Genomic DNA, 25241 nt, shown 5'->3' with positions numbered 1-25241 from the left:
CTCTCTTTTGTTCTTTCTTGTTATATCAACAATTTACTGAGAATCAAACTTAAGACGGGTATAACTCATAGCTAGGTCGTGGTTTAATCGAAGGTTTCAGGCGTTTTTGGGAATCCGCCAAATTTTTAAATTTGGCTTTTGTACGGAAAATTAAAAACAAAATGTAAAAATTTCTGCTCGTGCTAATTCTAAAAGTCCGTACCTTCTAACACGCTACAAGCCATACCCAAACCGATAACGAAACTTCTATTATGTTCATTACATATATACATTAGTTCATAAACCAAGTTATGGTTGTTTTTTGTTTTTTTATTCAAGCTCCTAATAACAAAATTCGTTATTATCCTCCTAAAAGGAATTCCTATAGCTCTTGTACAAGTATTAAATCATCTTTTAGCTGATAGTTGTGTTTAAATTGTAAGAAGCCAATTATCAATTATTATATTCTTTTAAAAGGGTATTGGTAGTTTTTCTATTTTCGTTATAAAATCTTAATTTTAAAAGATTAGATGATTGCATTAAACAAAACCATTGCGTATACCAAAAGCTGGAAACATACTTTGTGGATTGCATTAATAGTAGGTGCGGTTCTTCCATTATTATTAATTACGTTACAACCGTTTGATAATAGTAATAGCTTTTCTTACAAATACATTATACTGTTAGGGTATACGCTGTGTATTATAATTCCTATCCTTGGTATTCATCCACTTGAAAATTACAGCTATAAACATCAAGTAAACCGGTGGTTCATCATAAATGAATCTATTTATATAGTAGTAACAGGTTTCATAATATTTGTTTTCACTTTTTTCTATCACTTCTACGTAGTTAGCGGACTATCTAGTTTTAGCTTCACATCAATCTGGAACTTCATACGGTCATACGGACTTCCGTTTACCCCAATTATAATTCCATTATGGCTTTACCTTCGTTCAAAATATGGTGTTATTGAAGTGCCTCTTAAGAGTACCGGTAATGCCGTAAATAATAAAAGTGTGACTATTCACGGAGAAAGTAAATCTGAAATACTCACTATTTTTGAGTCAGATTTCATTTATGCACAATCTCAACAAAATTATGTTGACGTATATTATGACATTGAAAATGTGATACACCAGAAAATATTTAGAAGTACACTTTCAAATATTATGAAGCAACTGCCCAATGCGTGGCAAGTACATCGTTCTTACCTGATAAACTTAGATAATCTTACTACGGTTGAAGGAAATGCTCGCAAGCGTTTTATACGCATTTCTAAAATTGAAGAAACAATTCCTATTTCACAAAAGTACTATGTAGCCTTGAAGAAGCGGCTTTCAAATTCATCCCAAGAGCTTCAAGATTAGCCCAAAGTTTTCAGTTTCGGCACAAAAACTTCATGCTCGTCACTCTCTTTTTTTCTATCCGTTTTTATAAACTCTATTTGTAGGGAACAATAAAAACAAATAAATGAAAGTCCTCAAATTAATTAGTATTATAGCCAGTATCATATTTCTTTTTGGTTGTTCTTCAAGTAAATATGTAAACTATTTAGAAGAGCATACAGAAGTTATTCAAATAACCGATTCTCTTCAATTTAATTCATTAACTGATGGTTTCTATAAGAACAAGCTCTTTTTAGTAGGCGAGGTTCACGAGGTTGAAACATCGCCAAGAATTGATTTTGCCATGTTTACACAACTCAACGAAAAAATAAACATTGATGTTTATTTAGCGGAAATGGATTTGGCGCAAGGCTACTATCTACAAAAATACTTAGAAGGCTCTGATGAACTAGAATTAAAAGATATACTTAAAGAGTGGGAAGTTTATATAGGTAGTATCTCTGAGCAGTACAGAAATAAATGGATAAAAATGAGAGCGTATTATTCTCAACTTCCTGATTCCTCAAAATTCAAAATTGTTGGAGTTGATAAAATTGCAGATTTTGGACTTTTAAAGAAATTATTAAAAGAAAAGCTTCCCACTACATATCATACAAATATCCCCACAGACGATGATACATTAATTTCCTGGTCAAACAACCAATTGAAGGTGATTTTAGAATTAAAGCATTTGCAACTTAAAACCAAGGATATAAGTTTGCTTAAAAACATTCAATTCAATCTGTCAAATTATCCAAAAATTAGGTCCAGAGATACGTTCATGTATGAAAATTTTAAAAGATACTACGCTCAAAAGAAATGGGATGATGAAAATATTTATGGAGGATTTGGATTTTCACATACCCTTCAAGCATATGAAAATACCATAGCAGGAAAAATAAAAAAGGATACCACTATGCCCTATTTTAATAAAATGGTTAGCATAAATACACTATATATTGATTCTCGATTAACTGTTGATAGCAGTGCTCTGCCAAAATTCATGCAAGACAAAGGAAAAAAATTCACGAGATTTAAGTATTCCCAAGACAATAGGTTATTTATGTATATCAAGGGAATTGCAGATTATAAAAAAGTAACAAGGCCAAATACCATAAGTCTTCTAAAATTAGATGCTGAGGAATCACCCTATTTACAATCGACAAGAGGAACCAAAGTAAAGAAACTAATAACTATTTGGGACGCCTATGATATTATTGAAGGAACTTCAACAACTGATTATGCCCAATATTTATTTTTTGTAAGAAATGCCGATTGAATAAAACCCGATAAAAATTAACAGTAAATAACAGGGTATAAACTTGATAGGCTGAACCAATAATATATAAACCAAATAGCAATTACCGTTTCAGATATTGTTCATCGTAAACAGGAAATAATACGTGTAATTCAAGTTAATAAATTCTTATAAAACACCGTAGTAAGTACTTGACTCCAAATTTTGAAACAACGAACTTCGTTATCATCTGCTAAAAGGAATTGAAACTACTCTTAGCTCTTCGTTGTCAGTAACTTAAAAACGCTCGAATTCAAAAACATGACGCCTTGCATACATCTATAGAACAATTGTTTTTAATATACCTTAGTGGCTTTAACATTGTAAAATTAAATATAATGTTTAGCTTTGTAACTCGTTAATTTTTAATACAAATGGCAGCAGTTTACTTTATATATACTGAAAAAAATCCTTTAGGGTTAGCGCTGTCATTATCTTACTTACATGACGATATTTTTTTAAAAAATTCTAAAGAGTTTATTGATTAATCCCTGTTACGACTCAAAACAGGGCAACTCTTTATTATTCTCAAATTTTAATCTTATTTTCTTCTTAACACTATTATTAGCACTCAAAAATAGGAGCTCAATATACTGCGCACTATTTTGAATGATTGAGTCACCACTACATAATATTAAGAAGGAAATTTAAAAAAAATATTATGTCAAAAAATGTAATTTTAACAACTGGAATATACGATATGATTAAAGATCATGTTCGAAGAAAAAAAGTAACCAAACAAGAAGAAGAACTATTACTTTTAGAATTAAAAAACGCCAAACAAGTACTTAGGCGAGACTTACCAGATGATATTGTAACGGTAAACCGACGAGTAAAAATTAAAGATCATACGGAAAACAAAGAAAAAGAATATATGTTTGTGGCAACCACTAGAACAAACAATAAAAAAGGAAAATTATCTATTTTATGCGATGTTGCCGTTGCCACAATTGGTAGACAGGTCGGCGATATAATAAATTGGCCTTTTAAGGATGGGGAAAGAAAACTAGAAATTTTAATGGTTGAAAATATTTAACCTTCAAAAACAAGAAAAAGAGTCTTTGCTTTAATAACGCAAAGGCTCATTTTTAATTTTTTAAGTGCAATTAATAAACTTGAAGGCTATGAAAAAAGTAATCTCACTTTCATCTGAAGCCAACATTTAATTAAACATATTGTTTTTTATCTCAATTATTTTTCGCCAATAATTCATAAAATTTACATTTGATAAATGGTTATTGAGTTTTATATATTGGATTCTGTTCTAAATCGGAATTATATTAACTTAATCCGGAATAAAAAAACTACGGGCAACACCTTGTATAATTATTTGCTTGGTTCTAGCCTGCTTACGAAAATCTTAGCGGATTTTTTTTTTGGTTTTTATTTTAGTTACTTAAACACGTAACAAATCATATACAATCACGATAACGAAACTTCTAACATATTCTTTTTACCAATCCATTTCCATATACCTAGTTTCAGCTATTATTTTTTATTATGCTCAATTACTTCGTAAAATGTTAAGTATTATTCCCGTTAATAACTTCTTATAAAACACAGTAACAAGTACTTGACTTCAAATTTTGAAACAACGAACTTCGTTTTCATCCGTTAAAAGGAATTGAAATTCCTCTTAGCTCGCCGTTTGCAACAAGCTAATCACTCAAAGACTAGAAATGAATCAAATAAAAGAATATTTAGAAAAAATTGTTGAGCTAAGTGATAGTGACTGGGAAATATTTTCATCTAAGCTAATAAGAACTGAATACAAGAAAAAAACTACCCTTTTAAAAATAGGAAAAATAGAAAACCATCTTAGCTTTATTGAAAAGGGCTCCATTAGATTATATATTCCTAAAGTAGAAAACGATATAACTTTTGGGTTTTGTTTTAAAGGACAGTTTATGAGTGCTTATGATTCATTTTTAACTCAGTCACCTAGTACTTACCAAACAGAAACATTAACAGCAACTACATTATGGAGATTAAAATTCATTGATTTGCAAGACATTTATAAGCGAACAAAAATTGGAAATATAATTGGTAGGGTAACCGCAGAAAATCTTTTTTTAATGAAATCACAAAGAGAGCAATCTCTACTTAATGAGACTGCTGAAAAGAGATATTTAAACTTGTTTACAGAAAGACCTCAATTGATTAAAGAAATACCATTAAAATATCTCGCCTCTTACATTGGTGTAACTCCACAGGCATTAAGCCGAATCCGCAAACGAATTTCTTAACTTAAGTTCATATTTCTAGTGTGTTAATCTTCTGACATTTGTCAAAAAAAAAGATGAAGCCACTAATCGTACTACTTGTACTATTTACAATTACATTATTTACATTAAAATTTATACAAGGCACATATAACTTTGCCTTTTCTGCGCGCATGGGAATGTCCGCAATGCTATTATTTACAGCATTGGGGCATTTTATGTTTACAGATGGTATGTCTATGATGGTTCCAGAATTTATTCCCTTCAAAAAAGAAATGGTCTACTTCACTGCAATCATTGAAATTCTGGGTGCTTTTGCTCTTCATATACCACAAGTTAGAGTTGTTACAGCGTGGTTATTAATTCTATTCTTTATACTCATATTACCTGCTAATATTAAGGCATCTATTGCATCCCTCGACTATCAAAAAAGTACGTATGAAGGAAATGGACCCTTTTATTTATGGTTTAGAATTCCGTTACAAATTCTTTTTATTTTTTGGATATATAAGAGCGCAATAAAAACCACTTAATACATTAAAACAAAACCCTTATGAAACATTTAATTTTATTAATAATGACTTTATCGTTTACATCCTTTACTTTTTCTCAAGAGAAAACCATTTTATTTGTCATGAGTGCAGAAGATACTTTGACTCTAAATAATAATACGAAATTACGACAAACAGGAGTTTTTCTAAACGAGTTTTATCTTGCCTATAAATCGGTAACTGAAGCCGGATATGATGTGAAATTTGCGACCCCATCAGGAATTAAAGCTACCATAGATAATGAAAGTACAAACGATAAGTATTGGAAAAATAAACTTGAAATAAAAAAAGAAGCTTTAGAGTTTATCGAAACAAATAGTGAATTTTCAACACCAATGACATTAGAAGAAGCTATTGTTACTAGCGAACAATATCTAGGTCTAATAATTCCGGGTGGACAAGGACTCATGATAGACTTGATTCATGATGAAAATATTCCACTATTATTAACTCACTTTGCAAACAATCAAAAACCGACAGGGCTTATTTGTCATGCTCCTATTCTAATTTCAACAATCCCGAAAGCAGAAAACCCTTATATAGGCTTTAAAGTAAACTCAGTTTCTCCATTAGAGGAGTTTGTTATAGAAAGGTTTATTATGAAAGGGAAACCAAAAAACAGGAAAATAGCCAAAACATTAAAAAGATTAGGATTAAAATACAGAAGCGGATTTCCAAAAGCCAACTTTTCAATAAAAGACCGAAACCTAGTTACAAGTCAAAACCCATATTCAAGTGATGCGTTTAATGAGTTGTTTATAAAGGCATTATCAGAATACAATCAACTGAAAGAAATTAAACAATAAAGAGAATCATTACATCGTAGCTATAAAATTGCCAATAAGAACATGTACTAACAGTTTAGTTATAAATGTCTTAGACATCGTTTTATTCATATTTCGAAAAATGATTTTACATATCTACTTTTAAAATTGAACAAATAATTAATAGTAAGCTGTCGTTGATGATATATTGTATTTTAGCAAAATACAGGCAACTACTATCGTTTAAATTAGTGTATCAAAAAAAATAAATGCCAATTTTATTGAAATGGTAATACAAATATTACCGACCATTTTACACATTAAAGGTAACGGTGAAGAAGCTTAATTCCAATTCAAAACATACCTATGAAAAACCTCTTGAAGTATATTGAATCACGATTTTCTATGACGAAAGAGGATATTACTTTACTTGAAAAGTACACAACGACAGAAGACATTTCGGCACAAACAAAACTTTTAGAAGCAGGACAGATTGAGCGCTATGTATATTTTTTAAGTAGTGGAATCATTAAAGGGTATCAAAATGTAGATGGAAAATTCGTTATACAGCATTTAGTCGCCGAACATGATTTCTTTACGTCATTAGAGAGTTTTATGAGCGAGTCACCCTCAGCAGATTACTACGAAGCGATTACCGATTGTAAATTGATTAAAATATCAAAGCCGGACTTTGAACTTCTGCAAGAAAGTACCACTTTCTGGAACGATGTTGTAAAAACGGTGACCAATGAACACTTAAATTGCAAATTAGAACGTGTTACAGATTTTCAAACTTTAACCGCTAAAGAGCGCTATGTTAAGTTTCTAAGTCAACATCCGAAATTAGCCTTACATGTTTCTATAGATAATATTGCTTCTTTCTTAGGTATTGAGCCACAATCTTTAAGTCGAATACGTAAGCAAATCGCTTTCTAACAAATGTTATTTCTAATGTCTTAACGATTCTTGAAATTTGCTCAAACAAAATATAAAATATGAACGGAGAAATTTCATTAGTAACAGGTGGTAGCGGACATTTAGGTAATAACTTGATAAGACTCTTACTTTCTAAAAATATAAACGTAAGAACAACCGTTAGAAATATTCATAACAAAGCACCTTTTAAAGGTTTGGATTGTGATATTGTACAAGCCGATATTACCGATAGAGACTCCCTTAAAAAAGCATTTAAAGGCATTACTAACTTATATGCCGTAGCGGCAAATTTTAGTATGTGGGCTAAAAACCCTAAAGTAGAAATCTATGATAATAATTTACACGGTACTCAAAACGTATTTGATATCGCCAAAGAATGTGGCATAAAAAACATCGTATATGTTAGCTCTGTTGCCTCATTAGATTATACGAAGTTACCTGCACATGTAGACAATGGATATAATAAAGACAGAAGAAACACCTATTACAACTCTAAAAACGATTCAGATAAACTGGCGATTGAATTAGGGAAGAAATATGGTATTAGAACCGTTTTAATTTTACCTTCTGCAATAATCAGCAGAGAAGCTTTTAAATTAAGTTATTCCAATAATCTTGTCTATAAAATTTTAAACGGTGAAATTCCTGTAGACACCAATGTTACCTTAAATTGGATAGACGTTAAAGATGTTGCTTTTGGTGCCTATAATGCTATGATAAAAGGTAATAATAGTCAACGTTATATTCTAGCTAATGAACAGCACACGACGATTCAAGAGAGTGTAAAAATAGCATCTGAACGTTATCCTGAATTGAAATTGAAAACACCAAAGAAGATTCCCAAATGGTTATTGTATTCGATAGCAGGGTTAATGGAGAATGTTAGCAAGCTTACGGGAACAGAACCTTTAATGCAACGCCATTATGTAACTATGTTTTATGGCCTGAAACAAGATTTTGATATCACCAATTCTAAGAAAGATTTAGGTTTCAGCCCTAAACCTTCTAAAGAAGTACTTATAGCCGCTTTAGACTATCTAAAAAATGATTGGGGAAATATAAAAATAGAATAGCATTGTATAGCGCTATTTGTAAAACACGGTTATCAATCCACAACTAAAATTAAAAGATTTAATACCTCTTTACGTCGATTCCTCTATATTGATTATTTTTCCAAAACGGAACATAGCTATTCTCAAAAAACTAACGATGCACAAAGAAATAAATATAGAGACTTGGTACAGGAAAGACCATTTTGAATTCTTTTCAAAATTTGATGAGCCATTTCATGGTATTACAACAAAGATTGATTGTACAGAAACCTATAATGCTGCAAAAGAAAATGGCCATTCGTTCTTCTTATCTTATTTGCACAAAGCTCTAGTTGCCGTAAACAGAACGGTTGAGTTCAGGTATAGAATTATTGATGGCAAGTTGTATGAATTTGAAACCATTGATGCCTCACCAACAATTGATAGAGAAAATGGTTCTTTTGGTTTTTCATATTTAAGTTATCGTGAAAATTTTCAAGATTTTATTGCCTTGGCCATACCTGCCATTGAAAAAGTACGGAATTCAGACCGACTTATGCCTTCTGAATCTGGTGAGAACGTCATACATTGCTCCGCTATACCTTGGGTTGATTTTACTTCCATTTCACACGCAAGACATTTTGCATTTCCTGATAGCTGTCCAAAAATTACTTTCGGAAAAATGACTTCCGACGGCGATAAACTATCTATGCCGGTTTCAGTTCATGTTCATCATGCCTTAGTAGATGGCTATCATGTAGCGCAGTTTCTAGAGAAGTTTCAAAATCTCATGCAAGAACCGTGTTCGGCATAACAAGAAATTAATATGCCTCTATTTCAGAAATAACTTTACGGAGCTGTGCTTATTTTAACAATAAAAAGTACAAATGGTATTATTTAGATATCTAAACGTATCTAAAAAAATATGTTCGCAAAAAAGAAGTATTATCATATGTTTTCACGTTAATAACTTATTACAAATCAAGATAAAATCTCTTGTCTTCATTTGAAGAAACACCGAACTTCGTTTTCATCCGCTGAAAGGTCCTTTTACTAAGCTTGCCGAAGTATTGAAACTCCACTTAGCGTATCATTACCAATCAAATTAGAGTACTAGAAATATCAAATTTTATTGAACCAATACACCATTACCATAATCAGGAATAAATGAACAGGTATGCCTGAATTAGAAATCAATTATAACAATAAACTATGACTGATATACAAGAAAAATCAAGTGGGCGGCTTTTATCACTCGATTTTTATAGGGGATTAACCATGTTTTTACTGATAGCGGAGTTTTCTCATCTGTTTACTTTTTTGGTATCGCCGCAATTAGAGGGAACTTTTATTCATGCTGTAGGAGCTCAATTTCATCATGTCAGCTGGGAAGGAATGCATTTTTGGGATTTAATTCAGCCCTTTTTTATGTTCATTGTAGGGGTTGCAATGCCCTTATCTTTTTCAAAGAGGATTGCGAAAGGAGATTCCTATAAAGATTTAAGCATACATGCCATTAAAAGGGCATTTTTAATGTTACTCTTAGGTTGGGGGTTATATTGTATAGATCCAGGAGAAATTGTTTTCAGGTTCCAAAATGTACTGGCACAATTAGGAGTTGCTTATATCTTGGCTTTTTTAATAATTCGTAAATCCGTAATAATTCAAATTGGTTTTTCTATACTTTTAATTTTAATAAGCGAAGGCCTTTATCGATTCTTTCCTATTGAAGGGTTTACTAATGCTTTTGTTGACGGGGAGAATTTTGGAGCTTGGTTTAATATCCTTGTTTCAGGAGAAGAACCAGGGAGTGGTTGGGCAATGTTTAATGCCATCCCAACTGCGGCACATACCATTTGGGGTGTTCTGGCGGGCCAATTACTTATAAGTAAATATTCTGCCAAGAAAAAACTGATATATCTATTTGGAGCAGGGATTATTGGATTAATTATAGGCTATGGCTTAAGTCCATTTACGCCAATAATAAAAAAAATATCAACAAGCACATTTGTTTTTGCTAGTGGTGGGTGGGCATTGATTGCGCTTGCTTTATGTTATTGGGTAATAGATATTAAAAAATATCAAAAAGGTGTGTTGTTTTTTGCTATTGTAGGAATGAATCCATTATTTATATACCTATTCGCTCATGTAGGAGGCGCCGACCTTCTTACCAAAATATTTCTACCGTTCTCGAATGCACTTTTCGGTTGGACTGGTGAATTAGGTGCCCATATTATATTAAGTTGTATTGTGCTCTTTATGCTTTGGTACATTTGTTACTGGTTATACAAAAAGAAAATATTTATTAGAATTTAAAATGGTTGCACGAACCATGGTCATGAATTGGGTAACTTAATATGTTAAACTTAAAGACCTGTTTGTATCATGCAATGAATGTTTTCAGTTAATAACTTATTGAAAATCAAATCGTAATAACTTGACTAGCAATTTCGGAAAAACGAACTTCGTTATCATCCGGTAAAAGGAATTGAAACTCCTCTAAAATCGCCGTTGTAGCCAATCAAAGAAGAATAAAAATAATCTTATATGCGTAAATATATTTTTGTGATTTTTGTTGCATTATTGATTTCTTGTCAACAAGAAAAAACACCGACTTCTGAAGATATTAAGGAAACTCTAAAAGCAATTGTGGTCGGAGAAACTTATGCTTACATGGAGAAAGATTATCAGAAATGGGCATCGTATTGGGACCATAGCAACGATGTATTGCGATTAGATGTATCAAAAGCAGGTTTCGCTCAAAAAAGGGGTTGGGATAAAAATGGTGGAAATTTAGAATCATTTTTTAAGGAGAATCCTGAGCCCATAACTTCTACCTTCGTAAACTCCAATTATCTTATTTTTTATGATGTTAATTTGGCCTGGGTCGCATTTGACCAAACTTGGACAAACCAGTCAGAAGAAAAAACTGTGGCAAAAGCAACCATTACCTTAGTTAAAAAAGCAAACGCCTGGAAAATTATATCATATACTGCAATTCAATATGAAGCAGAAAATCAAAATGTTGATACTTTGGAAAGGGAGTAATGAACCAAAATAAAACTGGCTACAACATGTAAAATTATTTGATTGAAAGTGGGTAAAGAGTATCTTAGAAATTCTGCCGAATTTCCTAATCGCAGTACATTTTAGTTATCATAGACACTTACACAATAAACCATATACAAACCGATATCGAAACCTCAACTATCTACTATTTTTCTCATCATCCATTTAATTATAAACTTGTTGACTGTTATAGTTTAGTGACATAAAAAGGTCACGGTTTTACCTAAGTTTATATACTTTAATTTTCTCCATTTTGTTAGGCTATTAGCTATTTTTCGTTAATAACATCTTGCAAAACGAGTCGTAAGCAATTGACTAGCTATTTCGAAAAACCGAACTTCATCATCCGGTAAAAGGAATTAAAACTCCTCTTAGCTAGCCGTTGTGCTTTATTATGCCTCGTCCTTCATATTTAAAAAGGCTAATTTTCTAACAAAAGTTAAAGTAAATATAACAATCAATTATCCAGACCAGCGCTTAAAAAACTCTTCCAAAATTCAATAGTCTTATCATTCAATTCAATTCTAAGTGCAATAATAATTGTTGCTATTATTAATTCTATTTGTCACCATGACCATTTAGGAATAAGAATCTTAAAAAAATGTTTTATGATTTATATCATTTTTTAAATAGCTGATATATAGTAGATTCAGTGTTCAAGTCAAGAACTTAACACTAGTAAAACAATAACTTTTTCACTTATTTCACGCTGTACAACTGTCTTTTTCAGCCAAGAATAGAATGAAGGCAATTCATTCTAAAAAGCACATAATTAAAAATTAATATTATGAATAAAGAACATCCAAATATCAGTATTTTAAAGAGGTTCAACCCAGAAAACCCCAATACTTTGGCTGAGGTGTTAGCCGAAGATTTCGTTTGGCACTATATTAATCCAAAGCTGTCCGAGTTAGAAGGAGACTATTTCGGCCTCTCTGGCTTAACAGATTTCTTCCAAAAAATAGCAGGTCGTACTAGCGGTTCTTTTAAGGAAAATCCTATATCCATAACCCCTATGGGAGATGAACTAATCATCACGCATGTTAAAGACAGGTTGTCACTGGAAGGCAAACCTATGGAGATTGACGCTATTGTGGTATGGTGTATTATTGATGGTCAGATTAAAGAAGCTTGGGACATACCTATTGTTCATACAGCAAAAATAACAGACACCTAAATTTCAATAATAAACTACCCTCATTACACAAAACACAAAAAAATGAAATATAATACAGTCGTTATCGGAGGAGGTTTAGGCGGATTGGTTGCTGGAGCCATGCTTACAAAATTTGGCAAGAAAGTTCTATTATTAGAACAACACCACAAACCCGGAGGCTGTGCAACCACTTTTAAAAGAGGTGATTTCATTATTGAAGTCGGTCTTCATGAGATGTGTGGCTTAGAAAAAGAAGGGGCAATAAAGCAAATATTCAACATGTTGGAAATCAATCAACAGGTTGAATTACTTCAAGTACCTGAACTATATGCTGTGCTTTCAGACAAAGAGAAGTTTGTGTTTCCTCACAGCTATGAAGCTGCAAGCAAGGCATTAATCGACAAATATCCTGAAGATGAAAAAGGAATCAAGCGGCTTATGAAATTGCTTGCCGGTATACGAAGAGAAGGAATCAAATTACCGCATACACCATTGAAACGCAAGCTGATGTATCCGTTTATGCCCTTGCTTTATCCCACTCTTGTAGAAGCTTCTCGTCATACGGTTGGGTCTTGGTTCGATAAGTATATTACCAATGAAAATGCAAAACTTGACCTGTTAGCACATATTGTTTATTGGGGCGATGACCCTTACACCTTATCTATGTTTTATTATGGTTTGCCATTTTCCAGCTTTATTGGGACGGGTGGATACTTTATAAAAGGTGGCTCACAACAGCTTTCCAATCAATTAGCATCATACATTGAGAAACAAGGAGGTTGCGTTTTGTTAGGTAAAAAGGCAGAAAAGATTGTAACGAAAAATGACCGAGTAACCGGAGTCACCTTCCGTGATAGTTTTAATAAGAGCTCAGAAGCCGTAACCATTGCCTGCGATAATGTCGTGGCCAATTGTGCCATTCCCATAGTGCCAGATATGTTGGATGAGCCCCATGCAACTTCGCTCAGAAAACAAATCGCTGATAAAACCAATGCGTGTTCCTTATTAAATATTTATCTAGGCTTTAAATCTGATTTAGAAACCTATGGTGTAAAACACTACTCTAATTCTATTAAGGGAGATGATGTAAAGACTTTGAAGGACATACACCCTAACAATACAGGCGATTGGTCAAAACGCAGCTTCGTTTTTGTAGATTACAACAAGGTAGATGCCCAATTGGCACCATCCGGTAAATCTGTAGGTGTAATCTGTTGCGCTGATTATCTGAAAGACTGGGATGAACTGAGTAAGGAAGATTACAAAGCAAAAAAGGAAGAAGTAGCACAAATTTTATTAGGCCGATTAGAAAAGCAATTTCCAGGAATACGAGAAAGCATTGAATATTACGAAGTCGCCACTTCGAAAACTATTGAGCGGTTTACCTCAAATACTGCTGGATCGGTTTATGGCTTCGCTCAATCCAAACAGCAATCCGGCTTAAAGCGTTTTAGAAATAACTTCCTTATCTCCAACTTATATTTTGCATCAGCATGGGCATTTCCCGGAGGTGGCTTTGAAGGTAGCATGATGGCCGGATTTTTAGCCGCATTGCAAATGAATCGAGACAAAATATGGTCAGAATGTGATGACGCAAAGTATGTTGACCAGAGAATTGTTCCTCTCTCGGGGCGTAAAAAAATAGATGAAAAAACGCTGGAATTGAGTTTTGAAAAACCAGCCGGATTTCAGCATCAAAAAGGGCAGTATGCCATTCTAAACATAAAGAAGCCAAAAATAACCGAGTTGGATCTACCCTATCGCTGGCTTCCCGTTGTTTCTTCTCCCGAAGATGCAATTTTACGGTTCAATATTCCTCAAGACAATAGCAGTTTTCAAAAAAGCTGTGACTTGCTAAAAGTCGGTGAAAAGGCACTGATTTTTGGGCCTATGGGCTAATGCACTTTTGATAAATCAACAATAAAACAACTTATTATGAACGGAGCAATTTTTTTTTCAGGGAATTACGGTAGTACAGAACAATATGCCAATTGGATTGGAGAAGCCACAGGATTACCCGTATTTGACATTAAGGATTCCAATGCCAATCCGTCAAATTACGAATATCTAATATTGGGCAGTTCCATTATTTTTTTTAAGCTGACTATTCGAAAATGGGCAAGCGCAAATTTATCAATGCTTAAAGGCAGATCAAAAATCTTATTCTCGGTCTCTGGTGCCGGTCCAAGCAATAAACTCAACACATGGGTTGCTAATTCCCTTCCTTCCGGACTATTTTCACAATTGGATCATGTGGCCCTTCGTGGCAGGTTAGACCATTCTAAACTCAGTTGGTGGCTTCGGCCTATTATGTGGTTTGGCTCCCTGATTAATCCTGATTCTGAAGCTAGCAAAGATGAGCGCTTTGGGTTTGACTATGTCGACAAAGAAAGTATTGAACCAATTTTAAAATTGATTAGGCAATTTAAACCTAATGAATTGCCTGAAAAGTAATACTCTAAGAACGAAATTCTAAAAGAAAATTGAAATTTCCGTAAGAGTGTTCTTATTGTCGACCAAATTTCAGCATTAGTATGGGCAGTTTGCCATTCTAAACATCATGAAACTGAAAATAACCGAATTGGATCTACCCCATCATTGGCTTCCCGTTGTTTCTTCTCCAGAGGAAAATAGCATACGGTTTCATATTGAATTTGATGGTAGCAGCTTTTCTAAAAGTTGTGAGCTTATCGATATTAGTGATGAGGCTATTATATTTGGACCTATGACTTAGCTCAGAACTAATAAAAAAACACAACAATATATATTAGTTCGTAGCCTCCTTTCGTCGGCAACGTCGCATATACCAGAGCGATAACGAAACTCTAACTACCCCCTATTTTTCTCCTCAATCCATTTGCCCATATACTTGGTACTTTGAAGTGTTTGGTGCTGAAGTAAAGCTCCAATAAAGTTTTGTGAACGGTGTTGTATCAACTCATTTTGAAGCTGTTCTATTTTTTGAACCAATATATGTTCTAAACTCGTTTTAGCATACAAAGTGTTGATAAGAGATTTACCTTGTTCTTGAGCATTTTCCCATGTTTGCTGTACGGTGTACAATCTTATGGCTGCTTCTACAAATGCAGTATGGTCGTTTTCAATATAACCGTTCCAATCTAAAATACCGTGCATACCTTCTGCGCCAATAGTTGTGGTCACACTTGGTGTACCGTTTTGCATGGCAGATAACAACTTCCCTTTAATTCCTGCACCGAAACGTAATGGTGCCAAACATACTTTTGAAGCCTGCATAACATCGTTTGCATCTTCTACCCTACCCTTTACCAAAAAGCCTTCTTTAGTGTTGTTCATTTCTACCACCTGTTGTGGTAAGTAGGCTCCGTAAATTTTCAGGTTAGCTTCTGGTAATCGCTTATGTAGTAATGGCCAGATTATAGTCTTTAAGCACTTAATCGCATCTATATTAGGCACATGTTTTCCACCACCAATGAATAAGAAATCTTTTCTGTCTTCAAAAGTTTTCCAATTCGTTTCTTCGGTGATTTCATTTGCCATAAAGGGAAGTAACAAAAGTAGACTTATATCTATTTTTATCACATCGGTAAGTAAATCAAATTCAAAACTAGAGATAATTAAAGACAGGTCACATCGATAAATACTAGCAATTTCTCGTTTAGTTTTATCATCTGCTAACCAAGCATCCGTAGTAAAAGGAATCCCCATTTTAAAGCATTGTTCACGCACATGACGAAGGGAATGTAAATCTTCGGTATCCAAAATTCGTAATGCATCGGGACAGTTCTCTGCAACGCGCCATCCGAATTGTTCTTCGGTTAAAAACCTATCGAACAACACTACATCAGGATTCAATTTTTTCACAAAAACATCAAAAGAACTGTCATTCATTTTAATGTCTTTGATTTCAAATCCTAAAGAAGTAAAATCAAAAGAATACTCCGACTTTGAAGCTGCTGAAGCAATGGTAATCGAATACCCTTGTTTCTGAAAAACATCTAATAATTGCATCATTCGTACACCTGCAGCCGTAGAAGCAGGTTCTGGCCAAACAAGGGCAATTACGAGGAGGGATTTATTGTTGGACAATTAGTATTGAGTAGTTAGCAGTTAGTAATGAGTACAAAGTACGGGAATTGGTAGACAGTTAGCAAATTCTGAGTATTCAGTGTTCAGTCGGCAGTATCAGTTTTCAGTAGTTGTTCTCGACTGCGCTCGAACGGACATAATCTCTATTTTACGAACAACGAACAACTATTCAGCCGAAACCCCAATTTCATCAACCACCACTACCCCATATTCTGTTTGGTCAAAAATGAATTTGATACTTTTTAATTGTTCCGAATTAAATTCGGGATTCTTGGTTGTAAAAGTATTCAAAGGAAAATGATAGGTTTGTAATTGAATTTCCCAATCATCACCAATCATCTCTTTATCTAAAAATTTAAACTTAGTGAAGCGTGTTTTTAACGGTTTAGGAATCCCTTTTATAGCACTCACTATAATAGCGGTGGTTTGACCAAGTTCGTCGGTCAATTGTATAGTAAAATCTAATTGTGGAACTTCCCGTTCGTCATCATCCTCTTTATCTTCCTTTTCTTCATCCGTTAGGTTTACATCTAACCATTCATGATTTCCTGCTCCTAAAGTAATCTGTAAGCTTGATTCTGGATCAAAAAGTGATTTGTCGGTATCAGATAAGGTAATTTCATAAACACCTTTTGTAGCCGAGCTTTTAGGGTTTTCATAATCCCACCCCAATATAACACCACTATTTTCTTGACTGTTCTCGTCACGGGTCGGTAAAATCTGTTCTTTCCATAACATCATGTCGATCGCTTGTAATGTAGTACTATCCTTAGCGGTAGTGATATCTAAATCTTCTTCAAAGTCGGCAATAGTTTGTAAATCTGAAGACTCAAAATGAGTTAAGTAATGTTCAATAGGTAACCATTGCTTGGCAACAGCAACATTCTTGAAAATTGCTCTATATTCTTGCTTATCTTTAAGTGTTGCCTCAGCAAAAGCGCTTATAAATACTTTAGCTGTCTCTTGCTGCTGCTCTTCTTTAAGTAACGGGTCTAGGTTCAACAACCATTTAGATGGAGCACCAAAATCTGAATTACCCCAAGTAGAATTAAACTGCCCATGGTTCGCGTGATGCACATAAACACCAGATTTAAATCTAGAAATAGAATCGGTATATTGTAACCTACGGTAGGGTCGCATTCCCCAAAAGCTCACTTCATCAGAATCATAAGAACCTTGTATGCTTAAAAAATTGATATTGTCTAAAATGATTTTACGATTATACCTATAATCTGTTGGGGCTAGAGCAACCACGCCCTTAATATTATACTTAAAATCGAATTTTTCTTTTGCTTCATCGGGAAAATAAGGCAACTTATTATAAGCAGCTGCAATAGAAACAGCTTCTCCACCTCTAGAATGCCCCACTAACATGATGTTTTCCATATCAACTTTTTCAGATAAATCATGTCCGTCTTCTGTATTCCATTTATCCCATTGTTCAAGATGTTTTAAAAGCAGCCAAGCTCTAGCTGGCATTTCCTTACCCATAAAGTCTCCGGACCAATGTCCGTTCAAGAAATTCTCATCGACAGAAACAGCAATAATTCCCCTACTCGCTAAAAGTTTACCCAAATAGCCATATCCATCATCAGAATAATCAATCATACTATGGTTACCATGTACAATGAGGGTTAGGGGAAAAGGACCGTCACCTTCTGGCATGTATACCCTACCATTGAGCGGGAAATTTTCTACTCCGAATCCCCAATACCGCTCACGCCATTTTTTCTTTTTATCCTTCCAATCCGGTATTAACCATTTACCATTAACCGTATTCGTTCGATACGTAACACCCGATGAAAACTCCTCCCGTTGCTCATCGGTACCACTACCATAGGTGAATGTTTTAACATTAAAAGGCCCAAAAGAAGCAGGGTTTTCAAATAATACTTCAGGGGGAGGAAAATTGCTATCTTCGGCAAACGCCAAAGGAACTTCTACATCATAGGGATCTGCACCAGGGCTAGCCAATACAAATACGATGTACCCAACAGAACATAGTACTATACCAACTACCAGTTTAGATAACAAAGTCTTCTTTTTTTGGAACCAATAAAGTGCAATGCAAAATAAAATTCCAAGCCCAACTACAACACTATAGAATAAGGTTGGCCACCCAAAACCAAATAGTTTTAATATGATGAAACCTACAATACCACTACATATGGCCGTGATAGATTTTAGCGGAATAGTTCGAGATCTTTTAACGATTACATTTAAGAGTCCGTATATAACAAGATTGATTAGTAAACCGAAAAGAATACCAATAAACATCATAATAATAGGATGCCACCCAGTCAAAAAATGATAACCGGCTATACCATAAAAAATAAGAGATAGTAAAATGATGAATGAGAGAAGTCGGTTTTTCATTTACGATGGTTATTCTAGTGGTTTAAGCACATGAATTTAACCATCTTACATGAATTTTAATGGCTCTCAGCACATTTTTAAGTATCCTGCAATAGAAAGCACATTTGAATATAGAATAAACGTAGTAGATATTGTAATTCTAGAATACTTTAAGGGAGACCATAAAAAATTAGGAATTAAATTCGAACTACACCGTAAACTGCTATCCTTAATAAAATTTACATTTTAGCTGCAAACTTCTTAGAAATCTTAGAACGTAGTTTACGCTCGTAATCTTCCTCTAACCACTCTTTATAGTTCTTAGTATTGTTCATTATACAATAAGAATATTGACGAACTCTATATTTTATTTCCTCTTTTAGTTTTTTAGCTAAAATTCGGGCATCAAATACATCTTCAGAATTTTCAACACATATTTTAGCGTGTTGTTCTATACTTTTTTCTAATACCAATTTAGATTTTTCACCGTTAGCGAAACTCTTTTTGTATTCCGCTTTAATATCAAAATCAATTTCGGTAGACTTCGCAAATTCAGCTCTTAAAGCCGGCGGCATTTCATAAACGAATTCCCGTTCAATTTCCTCATCGTTCTTAATATTTTCTAGATAGAAATCTGGAAAATGAAATATTTCTTGCCAGTCAATTCCAGCATTCCATAGGCCAAAACGGGCAACATTGTTTCCCATGTCAATCACATGAAATTCCTCTTTGTGCGGCAGGTATCTAGACCCACGTCCGATCATTTGAAAGTACAGCGTAAGTGAACGTGTGGCGCGGTTAAGAATAATAGTTTCTACACTAGGTTCATCAAAACCTGTAGTTAAAATACTTACCGAGGTAAGAATAGCATCGGGCGTTTCTTTAAACCATTTCAGAATCTCTTTACGCTCAGAGGCGTTGTTCTTATTGTCAAGGTGGCGAATATTGTAACCTGCCTTTTTGAACGTTTCACAAACGTATCTTGACGTATTAATTCCGTTATTGAATATAAGCGTCTTAGTGCCCTTTGCAATTTCATTATACGCCGCAACCAATTTATTAAGCATGCTATGGTTACCATATAGCTCATCAGATGATTTAACCGTATAATCACCACTTATCCCTAATTTTAAGGTTTGAAGGCTTACATCATAATTGTACATATTGGCTTTTGCCAAGAACTTTTTCTGTATCAGCGATTCAATAGACTCACCCACAATCAACTTCTTATAGTTGTCTTTCATGGGAAGCTTAATATTCGAACTTAGCGGGGTTGCGGTAACTCCAAGAATTACAGAGTTCTCAAAAAACTTGAATAACTTTCTAAAGGAGTTGTAATGCGCCTCATCAATAATAACTAAACCGATATTGTTGATTTCTATTTTTTCTTCTTGAAGTCGATTATTTAGTGTTTCTACCATAGCCACAAAGCACATGTACTCATCTTGGTCTTGCCACTCCTTAACTTCACTATTAATAATTTTATTCTTTACCCCAAACCCCTTCAACATTTTTGAGGTCTGTTGACTTAATTCTATTCGGTGGGTAAGTACGACAACCTTTTTATTGGTTCGTGCGATATAACGCTTTGCTATTTCAGAGAATACAACTGTTTTACCACCACCTGTTGGTAGTTGATATAGTAAGTTCGAATTATCACCGTTCTCATCTAGATACTTAAAAATAGTATTTAGATCTTCCTCTTGATAATCATATAAGGTCTTCTCCGTAATATCTTCGTGTATCTTCAAAAGGTGTGTAGGCGTTAATTAAATTAATAATGCAAAAACCTTATAAAATTATGGGATTTTTATCGGTAAAAGAAATAAAAAAAATTAAATACACAATATTAATACCCCTTGTTCATATCCACTTTATTTTGAAGTTCATTACCAGATTGCAATCTTCTATAATTCTCGATTAATTGGGGAATAACTGAATTGGTATCTGAAACGCTGGCATAATGGGGAGTCATGTGTATTTTATCATGGTTCCAAAATGGATGCGAAGTTGGTAATGGTTCTGAATGATAAACATCTAAACAAGCTCCTGAAAGATGATCACTATTTATAAGTTCTAGTAAATCTTCATCTACTAAATGGCCGCCTCTAGCAACATTGATTACGAATGCATTTTTAGGTAGTTGAGATAAAAGTTCTTTATTTAGGATACCCTCGGTAGCAGGCGTTAAAGGTAATAAGCAGATTAAAATATCTGTTGATTTAAGAAATTCTGATAATGATTCGGGACCATTATAAGTCTTCATATTATCGATATTCTTTTTACTACGACTCCATCCTTGAACTGTAAATCCGTGTTTAATAAGGTCCGTACCAGTAAGAGAACCCAACTCCCCTAGACCTAAAATACCAACAGTAACATCTTTTATTCTCAAATAATCCATCGGTTCCCAAACATTCGCTATTTGTTTTGATTTATAAGTATTCAGATTTTTAAGATGAGCTAAAATCACCGCCAAAACATGTTCAGACATATCGCTAGCCAAATATGGGTCAACAATACGGGTAATAGGGATTTCTTTAGGTCGAGTTACATCTTCGAATATATAATCGACACCGGCCCCTGCCGAGGCAATACATTTTAAGTTGGGATACTCGGTAAGCGAACCATTAGGATGCTTCCAGATGACAGCCATGTTTATTTCATCTTTTGGATGTTCCTCTAAATAACTGTAAACTTCTAAAGAACTATCTGCTTTCAAAAGTGCATTTTTCCAAAGTTCAATTTTATTGTCTTGTCTAATAATTACTATCGCCATATTCTAATCTATTATATCCAAAGCCTTTGAAAATTCATCTTCAAAAAGCCATTTTTGGTTTTGGGTTTCTGTATAAATTTTTAAAATCCGTTCTTTAAATTCCGGTAGAATACCTTGAACTGTGGTAAACTGAATAACTTCTTTGAACGAGTTAAGCATACTTCTAAAGAAAGAATCAGGTACATTTTTCTCCATAGAGAATGTCTGTGCAATTTCAAGATTATAGCACATTACATCTGCTATTAAATGTGGATCTACACCTAATTTAATAAAATGCTTCAAGAATTTTTGAGCAACAGAACGTCGTGCTTTTGGTCGTCTTCTTTTTAGCGGGAAGTATTCATTAGATATTTTTGCTTTAGCATCCTGTACCAGTTTATCTTCTTTCGGGTTAAAAGCAAAGTCATAGTAGGTTTTTACAGTAGGAAATTTTTCATAAAGTTCTACTATCTGTTCTTCCAATGCCTTTTTTGGTAGTTTGGATAAATACGTTTTTAAGGCTCTTTTACTCATATAAAATATCTGTGTAGGTTCAAAAATAAGCCTTACTGTTTAAATGTCCTAAATGCATAATTCTTTGTTAAACCTCATAAATAGTGTAGAAGTATAACTCACTTTCTTTGGTAAAGACGATAATTTGTGGTATACTGTAAACTTGTAGAACTTCTAAATTCCATACATACATATGAGGCAACTAAAGATTATTAAGCAGGTAACGAATCGTGAATCTAAATCACTCGATAAATACTTGCAAGATATCAGTAAAATTGATTTGATTACTGCAAATGAAGAGGTAGAGTTAGCACAAAAGATAAGGGAAGGTAGTCAAGCAGCTTTAGAAAAATTGACGACTGCAAATTTAAGGTTTGTGGTTTCGGTGGCAAAACAATATCAAAATCAAGGTTTAAAATTACCTGATTTAATTAATGAAGGAAATTTAGGTTTAGTAAAGGCAGCAAAAAGATTTGATGAAACTAGAGGGTTTAAATTTATATCCTATGCAGTATGGTGGATCAGACAATCTATTTTACAAGCTTTAGCAGAACAGTCTAGAGTAGTTCGTTTACCATTGAACAAAATTGGTTCAATAAATAAAATTAAAAAGACATTTTCATATTTAGAACAAGCACACGAGCGACCACCATCTCCAGAGGAAATTGCAAAGGAATTGGAAATGACCGTTTCTGAAGTAAAGCAATCACTTAAGAATTCAGGTAGACACGTATCTATGGATGCACCACTACGTGAAGGTGAGGATTCTAACCTTTATGATGTATTACGTTCTAGTGAATCACCTAGACCTGATAATCAATTATTGCAACAATCATTGAATACAGAAATTAATAGAGCCTTAGATACATTATCTCCTAGAGAAGCTGATGTTGTTAAGTTATATTATGGTATTGGTGATCAGCAATCAATGACTTTGGCTGAAATTGGACAAACATTCGACTTAACTAGAGAGCGTGTAAGACAAATTCGTGAAAAGGCAATACGTAAATTGCGTCATGCTTCAAGAAGTAAGTTGTTAAAAACGTATTTAGGATAAATAGAATTACTTTTATAAAAAGAGAAAGCGCCCGTTTATACGGGCGCTTTCTCTTTTCTTAATGTTACACATTAAGAATAGGTCAATTTGTTAATGTTGAAATTAACTAGGATAGAATTTAAATCCTGAATGAAATTTTGATAAGATGAAAAATCTTGATTTTGATGTGCCATGTGAATTTAATTTTTAGTGGTTTGGTTACCGTTTACATATAATCTAACTCAGCTAATTCGTTGATACTTAAAATTTCGTTTAAATCTTGAAGAAATACTAGGTACTCTTCACCGTAAGTGTCGTAAAGCATTTTGTAGGTTTAAAATTAAAATTGATTTGGGTAAATAAATCTTGAAGTAAATATATATTGAAGAACTAGGCGCGACAATAAAATGTGGTGAACCTTTTTGTTTTTGTTGTAAAACCTATATAAAAGTGTTGTTTACATTAAATAATGCTGCAACACTGGTGTTTACTGGCCTTTAGTAAAGTGTAGTTTATCCTGTTTTTTGGTGTTTTGTCGATTACCTCAGTAATACTGGATTATTTTTTAAATAAATCTCAACATTCAATTTTATAAGAAATTTTATTATAACTGATATTGATTAATAATAGTCCTTACATTTTTATCAATTTAAAAACATCTTTCACTCCCTTAAAATCATAAAAATTATGCTACAATATGACTCGTAAAATTTCGTTTTCATTCTACAGTCATATTTAACCTTTTAGAGTACTAAATGATTGTCATAGTAAAGATGAAATTAAATGAATGCATATCCCCTTCGTAACTATAATTCCTTAATTAAGCTATTTATATTTTTTGTATTTATTACAAGTACAACTACCAGTTTTGCAATTGAACCTTTAGCTGTGGTTTCTAAAAAAACGACACCGGGAGAATTAATATTGAACAGTCAAAGTTTTAATACCCATCAACAAAGTTCGTTTACGTATTTATCACAAACGGAATCTATTGAGCGAGGAATAACGATTATTCATTTTCTTGATTCTAAAAATATTGAATATAAAACCTATGATACATACGGTAGTAAGAATGAAGCACAAGAATTTTTAACTGTGTTAACTCAAATGATAGAGATTAAATCAAACTTCGCTCTTTTAGCCCATGATTCTGCAGCTGCCAGTTTAGTAGATTTTATAAAACCTTTAGAATCTCAAGGTTTAGTTCAATTGAGTAACTTACAAGGAAGACAGGCATACATAATGCACAATTTAAATGGGAGTATTGTTGAAGAAATACATGACAATTCCATTGTTAAAACTATTTCAGTACCTGCTGAAATCAATGACAAACATATTTACTTTCCAAAAATTACATATGATTTCGAGCCTAACATCAATAGATATATTGCTGAAGCTGGCGGTGAAGTAAACGGAATTAAATCAACCAATTCAAAAGATGCTCTTGATCAGAATTATAAAAAGGGATTCAGAATTTTTGAATTGGATATTATAGAGACTTCAGACGGTCATTTGGTTGCAGCTCATGATTGGGGTATGTGGGCCCGTTTTACTGATTATACAGGTACCCTACCTCCTACTCATGCTCAATTTGTTACACAAAAAATATATGGCGATTATTCTACATTAGATATGAAAGGTATCAATACCTGGTTCGAGCAGCACCCAGATGCTTCTTTAGTAACTGATAAGGTAAACGACCCCATTTCTTTCGCTGATGCCTTTATTGATAAAGACCGTCTTATTATGGAGCTATATAGTGTTATGGCAATAGAAAAAGCATCAGAACATAGTATACATACCATGATTACGCAAGAAGCATTACTTGAACTAAAAGACGATAAAATAAACTTCTTAAAAGTCAATAATGTAATGTATGTTGGTCTTTCTAGAAAAATAATTAAGAGCCAAAAAAAGCTTATACTACAGTTAAAAGATGAAGGCATAAAAGTGTATGTCTACAATGTTAATTATGATGTAGGTAAAGATGAAGCTTATGTGCAAGAAAATGAAATAGGCCTAGTATATGGCATGTTTGCAGATAAATGGATATCAGACATGCAACCTGAGTTACCATTAAAATAGCGCATTAACTTACTTGTAAAGAAACTGGGGTTA

At 33.5% G+C, this 25241-nt stretch carries 22 protein-coding genes; 17 read left to right on the top strand and 5 right to left on the bottom strand.

Annotated features, from left to right (window positions below; translation table 11 throughout):
• Positions 1–509 precede the first annotated feature (509 nt).
• The 15 genes from AAC084_RS12250 (at position 510) to AAC084_RS12180 (ending at position 15127) form a co-directional block, all read left to right on the top strand.
• Positions 510–1349 carry a LytTR family DNA-binding domain-containing protein gene (locus tag AAC084_RS12250; protein ID WP_339840489.1) on the top strand — a complete coding sequence of 280 codons (840 nt, stop codon included), beginning with the start codon at positions 510–512 and terminating at the stop codon, positions 1347–1349.
• 103 nt (positions 1350–1452) lie between these two features.
• Positions 1453–2646, top strand: a complete 1194-nt coding sequence (locus tag AAC084_RS12245; RefSeq protein WP_339840488.1) for a hypothetical protein — start codon at positions 1453–1455, stop codon at positions 2644–2646.
• A 679-nt stretch (positions 2647–3325) separates the two neighbouring features.
• Positions 3326–3700: a GreA/GreB family elongation factor gene (locus AAC084_RS12240; RefSeq protein WP_339840487.1), complete on the top strand. Its 375-nt coding sequence runs from the start codon at positions 3326–3328 to the stop codon at positions 3698–3700.
• Between the two features lie 643 nt (positions 3701–4343).
• Complete coding sequence (locus AAC084_RS12235; RefSeq protein ID WP_339840486.1) at positions 4344–4910, top strand: Crp/Fnr family transcriptional regulator; 567 nt, start codon at positions 4344–4346, stop codon at positions 4908–4910.
• A 53-nt stretch (positions 4911–4963) separates the two neighbouring features.
• Complete coding sequence (locus tag AAC084_RS12230; RefSeq protein ID WP_339840485.1) at positions 4964–5419, top strand: hypothetical protein; 456 nt, start codon at positions 4964–4966, stop codon at positions 5417–5419.
• A 20-nt stretch (positions 5420–5439) separates the two neighbouring features.
• A complete protein-coding gene (locus AAC084_RS12225; protein ID WP_339840484.1) occupies positions 5440–6243 on the top strand; it encodes a type 1 glutamine amidotransferase domain-containing protein in 804 nt (267 codons plus the stop codon).
• Positions 6244–6567: 324 nt separating this feature from the next.
• On the top strand, positions 6568–7137 hold the full coding sequence (locus AAC084_RS12220) for a Crp/Fnr family transcriptional regulator (RefSeq protein ID WP_339840483.1): 570 nt from the start codon (positions 6568–6570) through the stop codon (positions 7135–7137).
• 59 nt (positions 7138–7196) lie between these two features.
• The gene (locus AAC084_RS12215; RefSeq protein WP_339840482.1) at positions 7197–8210 is read left to right on the top strand and encodes an NAD-dependent epimerase/dehydratase family protein; all 1014 of its coding nucleotides are present in this window, start codon (positions 7197–7199) and stop codon (positions 8208–8210) included.
• Between the two features lie 136 nt (positions 8211–8346).
• Complete coding sequence (locus tag AAC084_RS12210; protein WP_339840481.1) at positions 8347–8982, top strand: chloramphenicol acetyltransferase; 636 nt, start codon at positions 8347–8349, stop codon at positions 8980–8982.
• A gap of 398 nt (positions 8983–9380) precedes the next feature.
• Positions 9381–10484 (top strand): DUF5009 domain-containing protein, encoded by a 1104-nt coding sequence (locus tag AAC084_RS12205; protein WP_339840480.1) that lies wholly within the window; start codon positions 9381–9383, stop codon positions 10482–10484.
• A 231-nt stretch (positions 10485–10715) separates the two neighbouring features.
• Positions 10716–11216 carry a hypothetical protein gene (locus tag AAC084_RS12200; RefSeq protein ID WP_339840479.1) on the top strand — a complete coding sequence of 167 codons (501 nt, stop codon included), beginning with the start codon at positions 10716–10718 and terminating at the stop codon, positions 11214–11216.
• Between the two features lie 808 nt (positions 11217–12024).
• Complete coding sequence (locus AAC084_RS12195; RefSeq protein ID WP_339840478.1) at positions 12025–12414, top strand: nuclear transport factor 2 family protein; 390 nt, start codon at positions 12025–12027, stop codon at positions 12412–12414.
• A 42-nt stretch (positions 12415–12456) separates the two neighbouring features.
• Entirely contained in the window at positions 12457–14292 is a 1836-nt protein-coding gene (locus AAC084_RS12190; protein WP_339840477.1) for an NAD(P)/FAD-dependent oxidoreductase, read from the top strand.
• 36 nt (positions 14293–14328) lie between these two features.
• Complete coding sequence (locus tag AAC084_RS12185; RefSeq protein ID WP_339840476.1) at positions 14329–14847, top strand: flavodoxin domain-containing protein; 519 nt, start codon at positions 14329–14331, stop codon at positions 14845–14847.
• Positions 14848–14953: 106 nt separating this feature from the next.
• Positions 14954–15127 (top strand): hypothetical protein, encoded by a 174-nt coding sequence (locus tag AAC084_RS12180; protein WP_339840475.1) that lies wholly within the window; start codon positions 14954–14956, stop codon positions 15125–15127.
• Positions 15128–15222: 95 nt separating this feature from the next.
• Here AAC084_RS12180 and AAC084_RS12175 read toward each other — a convergent pair whose 3' ends face one another.
• From AAC084_RS12175 to AAC084_RS12155, 5 genes are all read right to left on the bottom strand, one after another.
• Positions 15223–16461: a glycosyltransferase gene (locus AAC084_RS12175; RefSeq protein WP_339840474.1), complete on the bottom strand. Its 1239-nt coding sequence runs from the start codon at positions 16459–16461 to the stop codon at positions 15223–15225.
• A 165-nt stretch (positions 16462–16626) separates the two neighbouring features.
• Complete coding sequence (locus AAC084_RS12170; protein WP_339840473.1) at positions 16627–18837, bottom strand: hypothetical protein; 2211 nt, start codon at positions 18835–18837, stop codon at positions 16627–16629.
• A gap of 218 nt (positions 18838–19055) precedes the next feature.
• Positions 19056–20567, bottom strand: a complete 1512-nt coding sequence (locus AAC084_RS12165; RefSeq protein WP_339840472.1) for a DEAD/DEAH box helicase — start codon at positions 20565–20567, stop codon at positions 19056–19058.
• A gap of 98 nt (positions 20568–20665) precedes the next feature.
• Positions 20666–21595: a glyoxylate/hydroxypyruvate reductase A gene (locus AAC084_RS12160; RefSeq protein ID WP_339840471.1), complete on the bottom strand. Its 930-nt coding sequence runs from the start codon at positions 21593–21595 to the stop codon at positions 20666–20668.
• A 3-nt stretch (positions 21596–21598) separates the two neighbouring features.
• Positions 21599–22108, bottom strand: coding sequence for a DUF6155 family protein (locus AAC084_RS12155; RefSeq protein ID WP_339840470.1), 510 nt, complete (start codon positions 22106–22108; stop codon positions 21599–21601).
• Positions 22109–22280: 172 nt separating this feature from the next.
• Here AAC084_RS12155 and AAC084_RS12150 point away from each other — a divergent pair, with 172 nt between their 5' ends.
• Together AAC084_RS12150 and AAC084_RS12145 are read left to right on the top strand one after the other, a co-directional pair.
• The gene (locus AAC084_RS12150) at positions 22281–23144 is read left to right on the top strand and encodes an RNA polymerase sigma factor RpoD/SigA (RefSeq protein ID WP_339840469.1); all 864 of its coding nucleotides are present in this window, start codon (positions 22281–22283) and stop codon (positions 23142–23144) included.
• Between the two features lie 762 nt (positions 23145–23906).
• Positions 23907–25208 (top strand): hypothetical protein, encoded by a 1302-nt coding sequence (locus AAC084_RS12145; protein ID WP_339840468.1) that lies wholly within the window; start codon positions 23907–23909, stop codon positions 25206–25208.
• The last annotated feature ends 33 nt before the right edge of the window (positions 25209–25241 follow it).

Source organism: uncultured Maribacter sp. (genome assembly GCF_963977385.1).
Classification (GTDB): domain Bacteria; phylum Bacteroidota; class Bacteroidia; order Flavobacteriales; family Flavobacteriaceae; genus Maribacter.
Note: the sequence above shows the minus strand (reverse complement) of the source record. Positions and strands in the feature narration are given on the sequence as shown.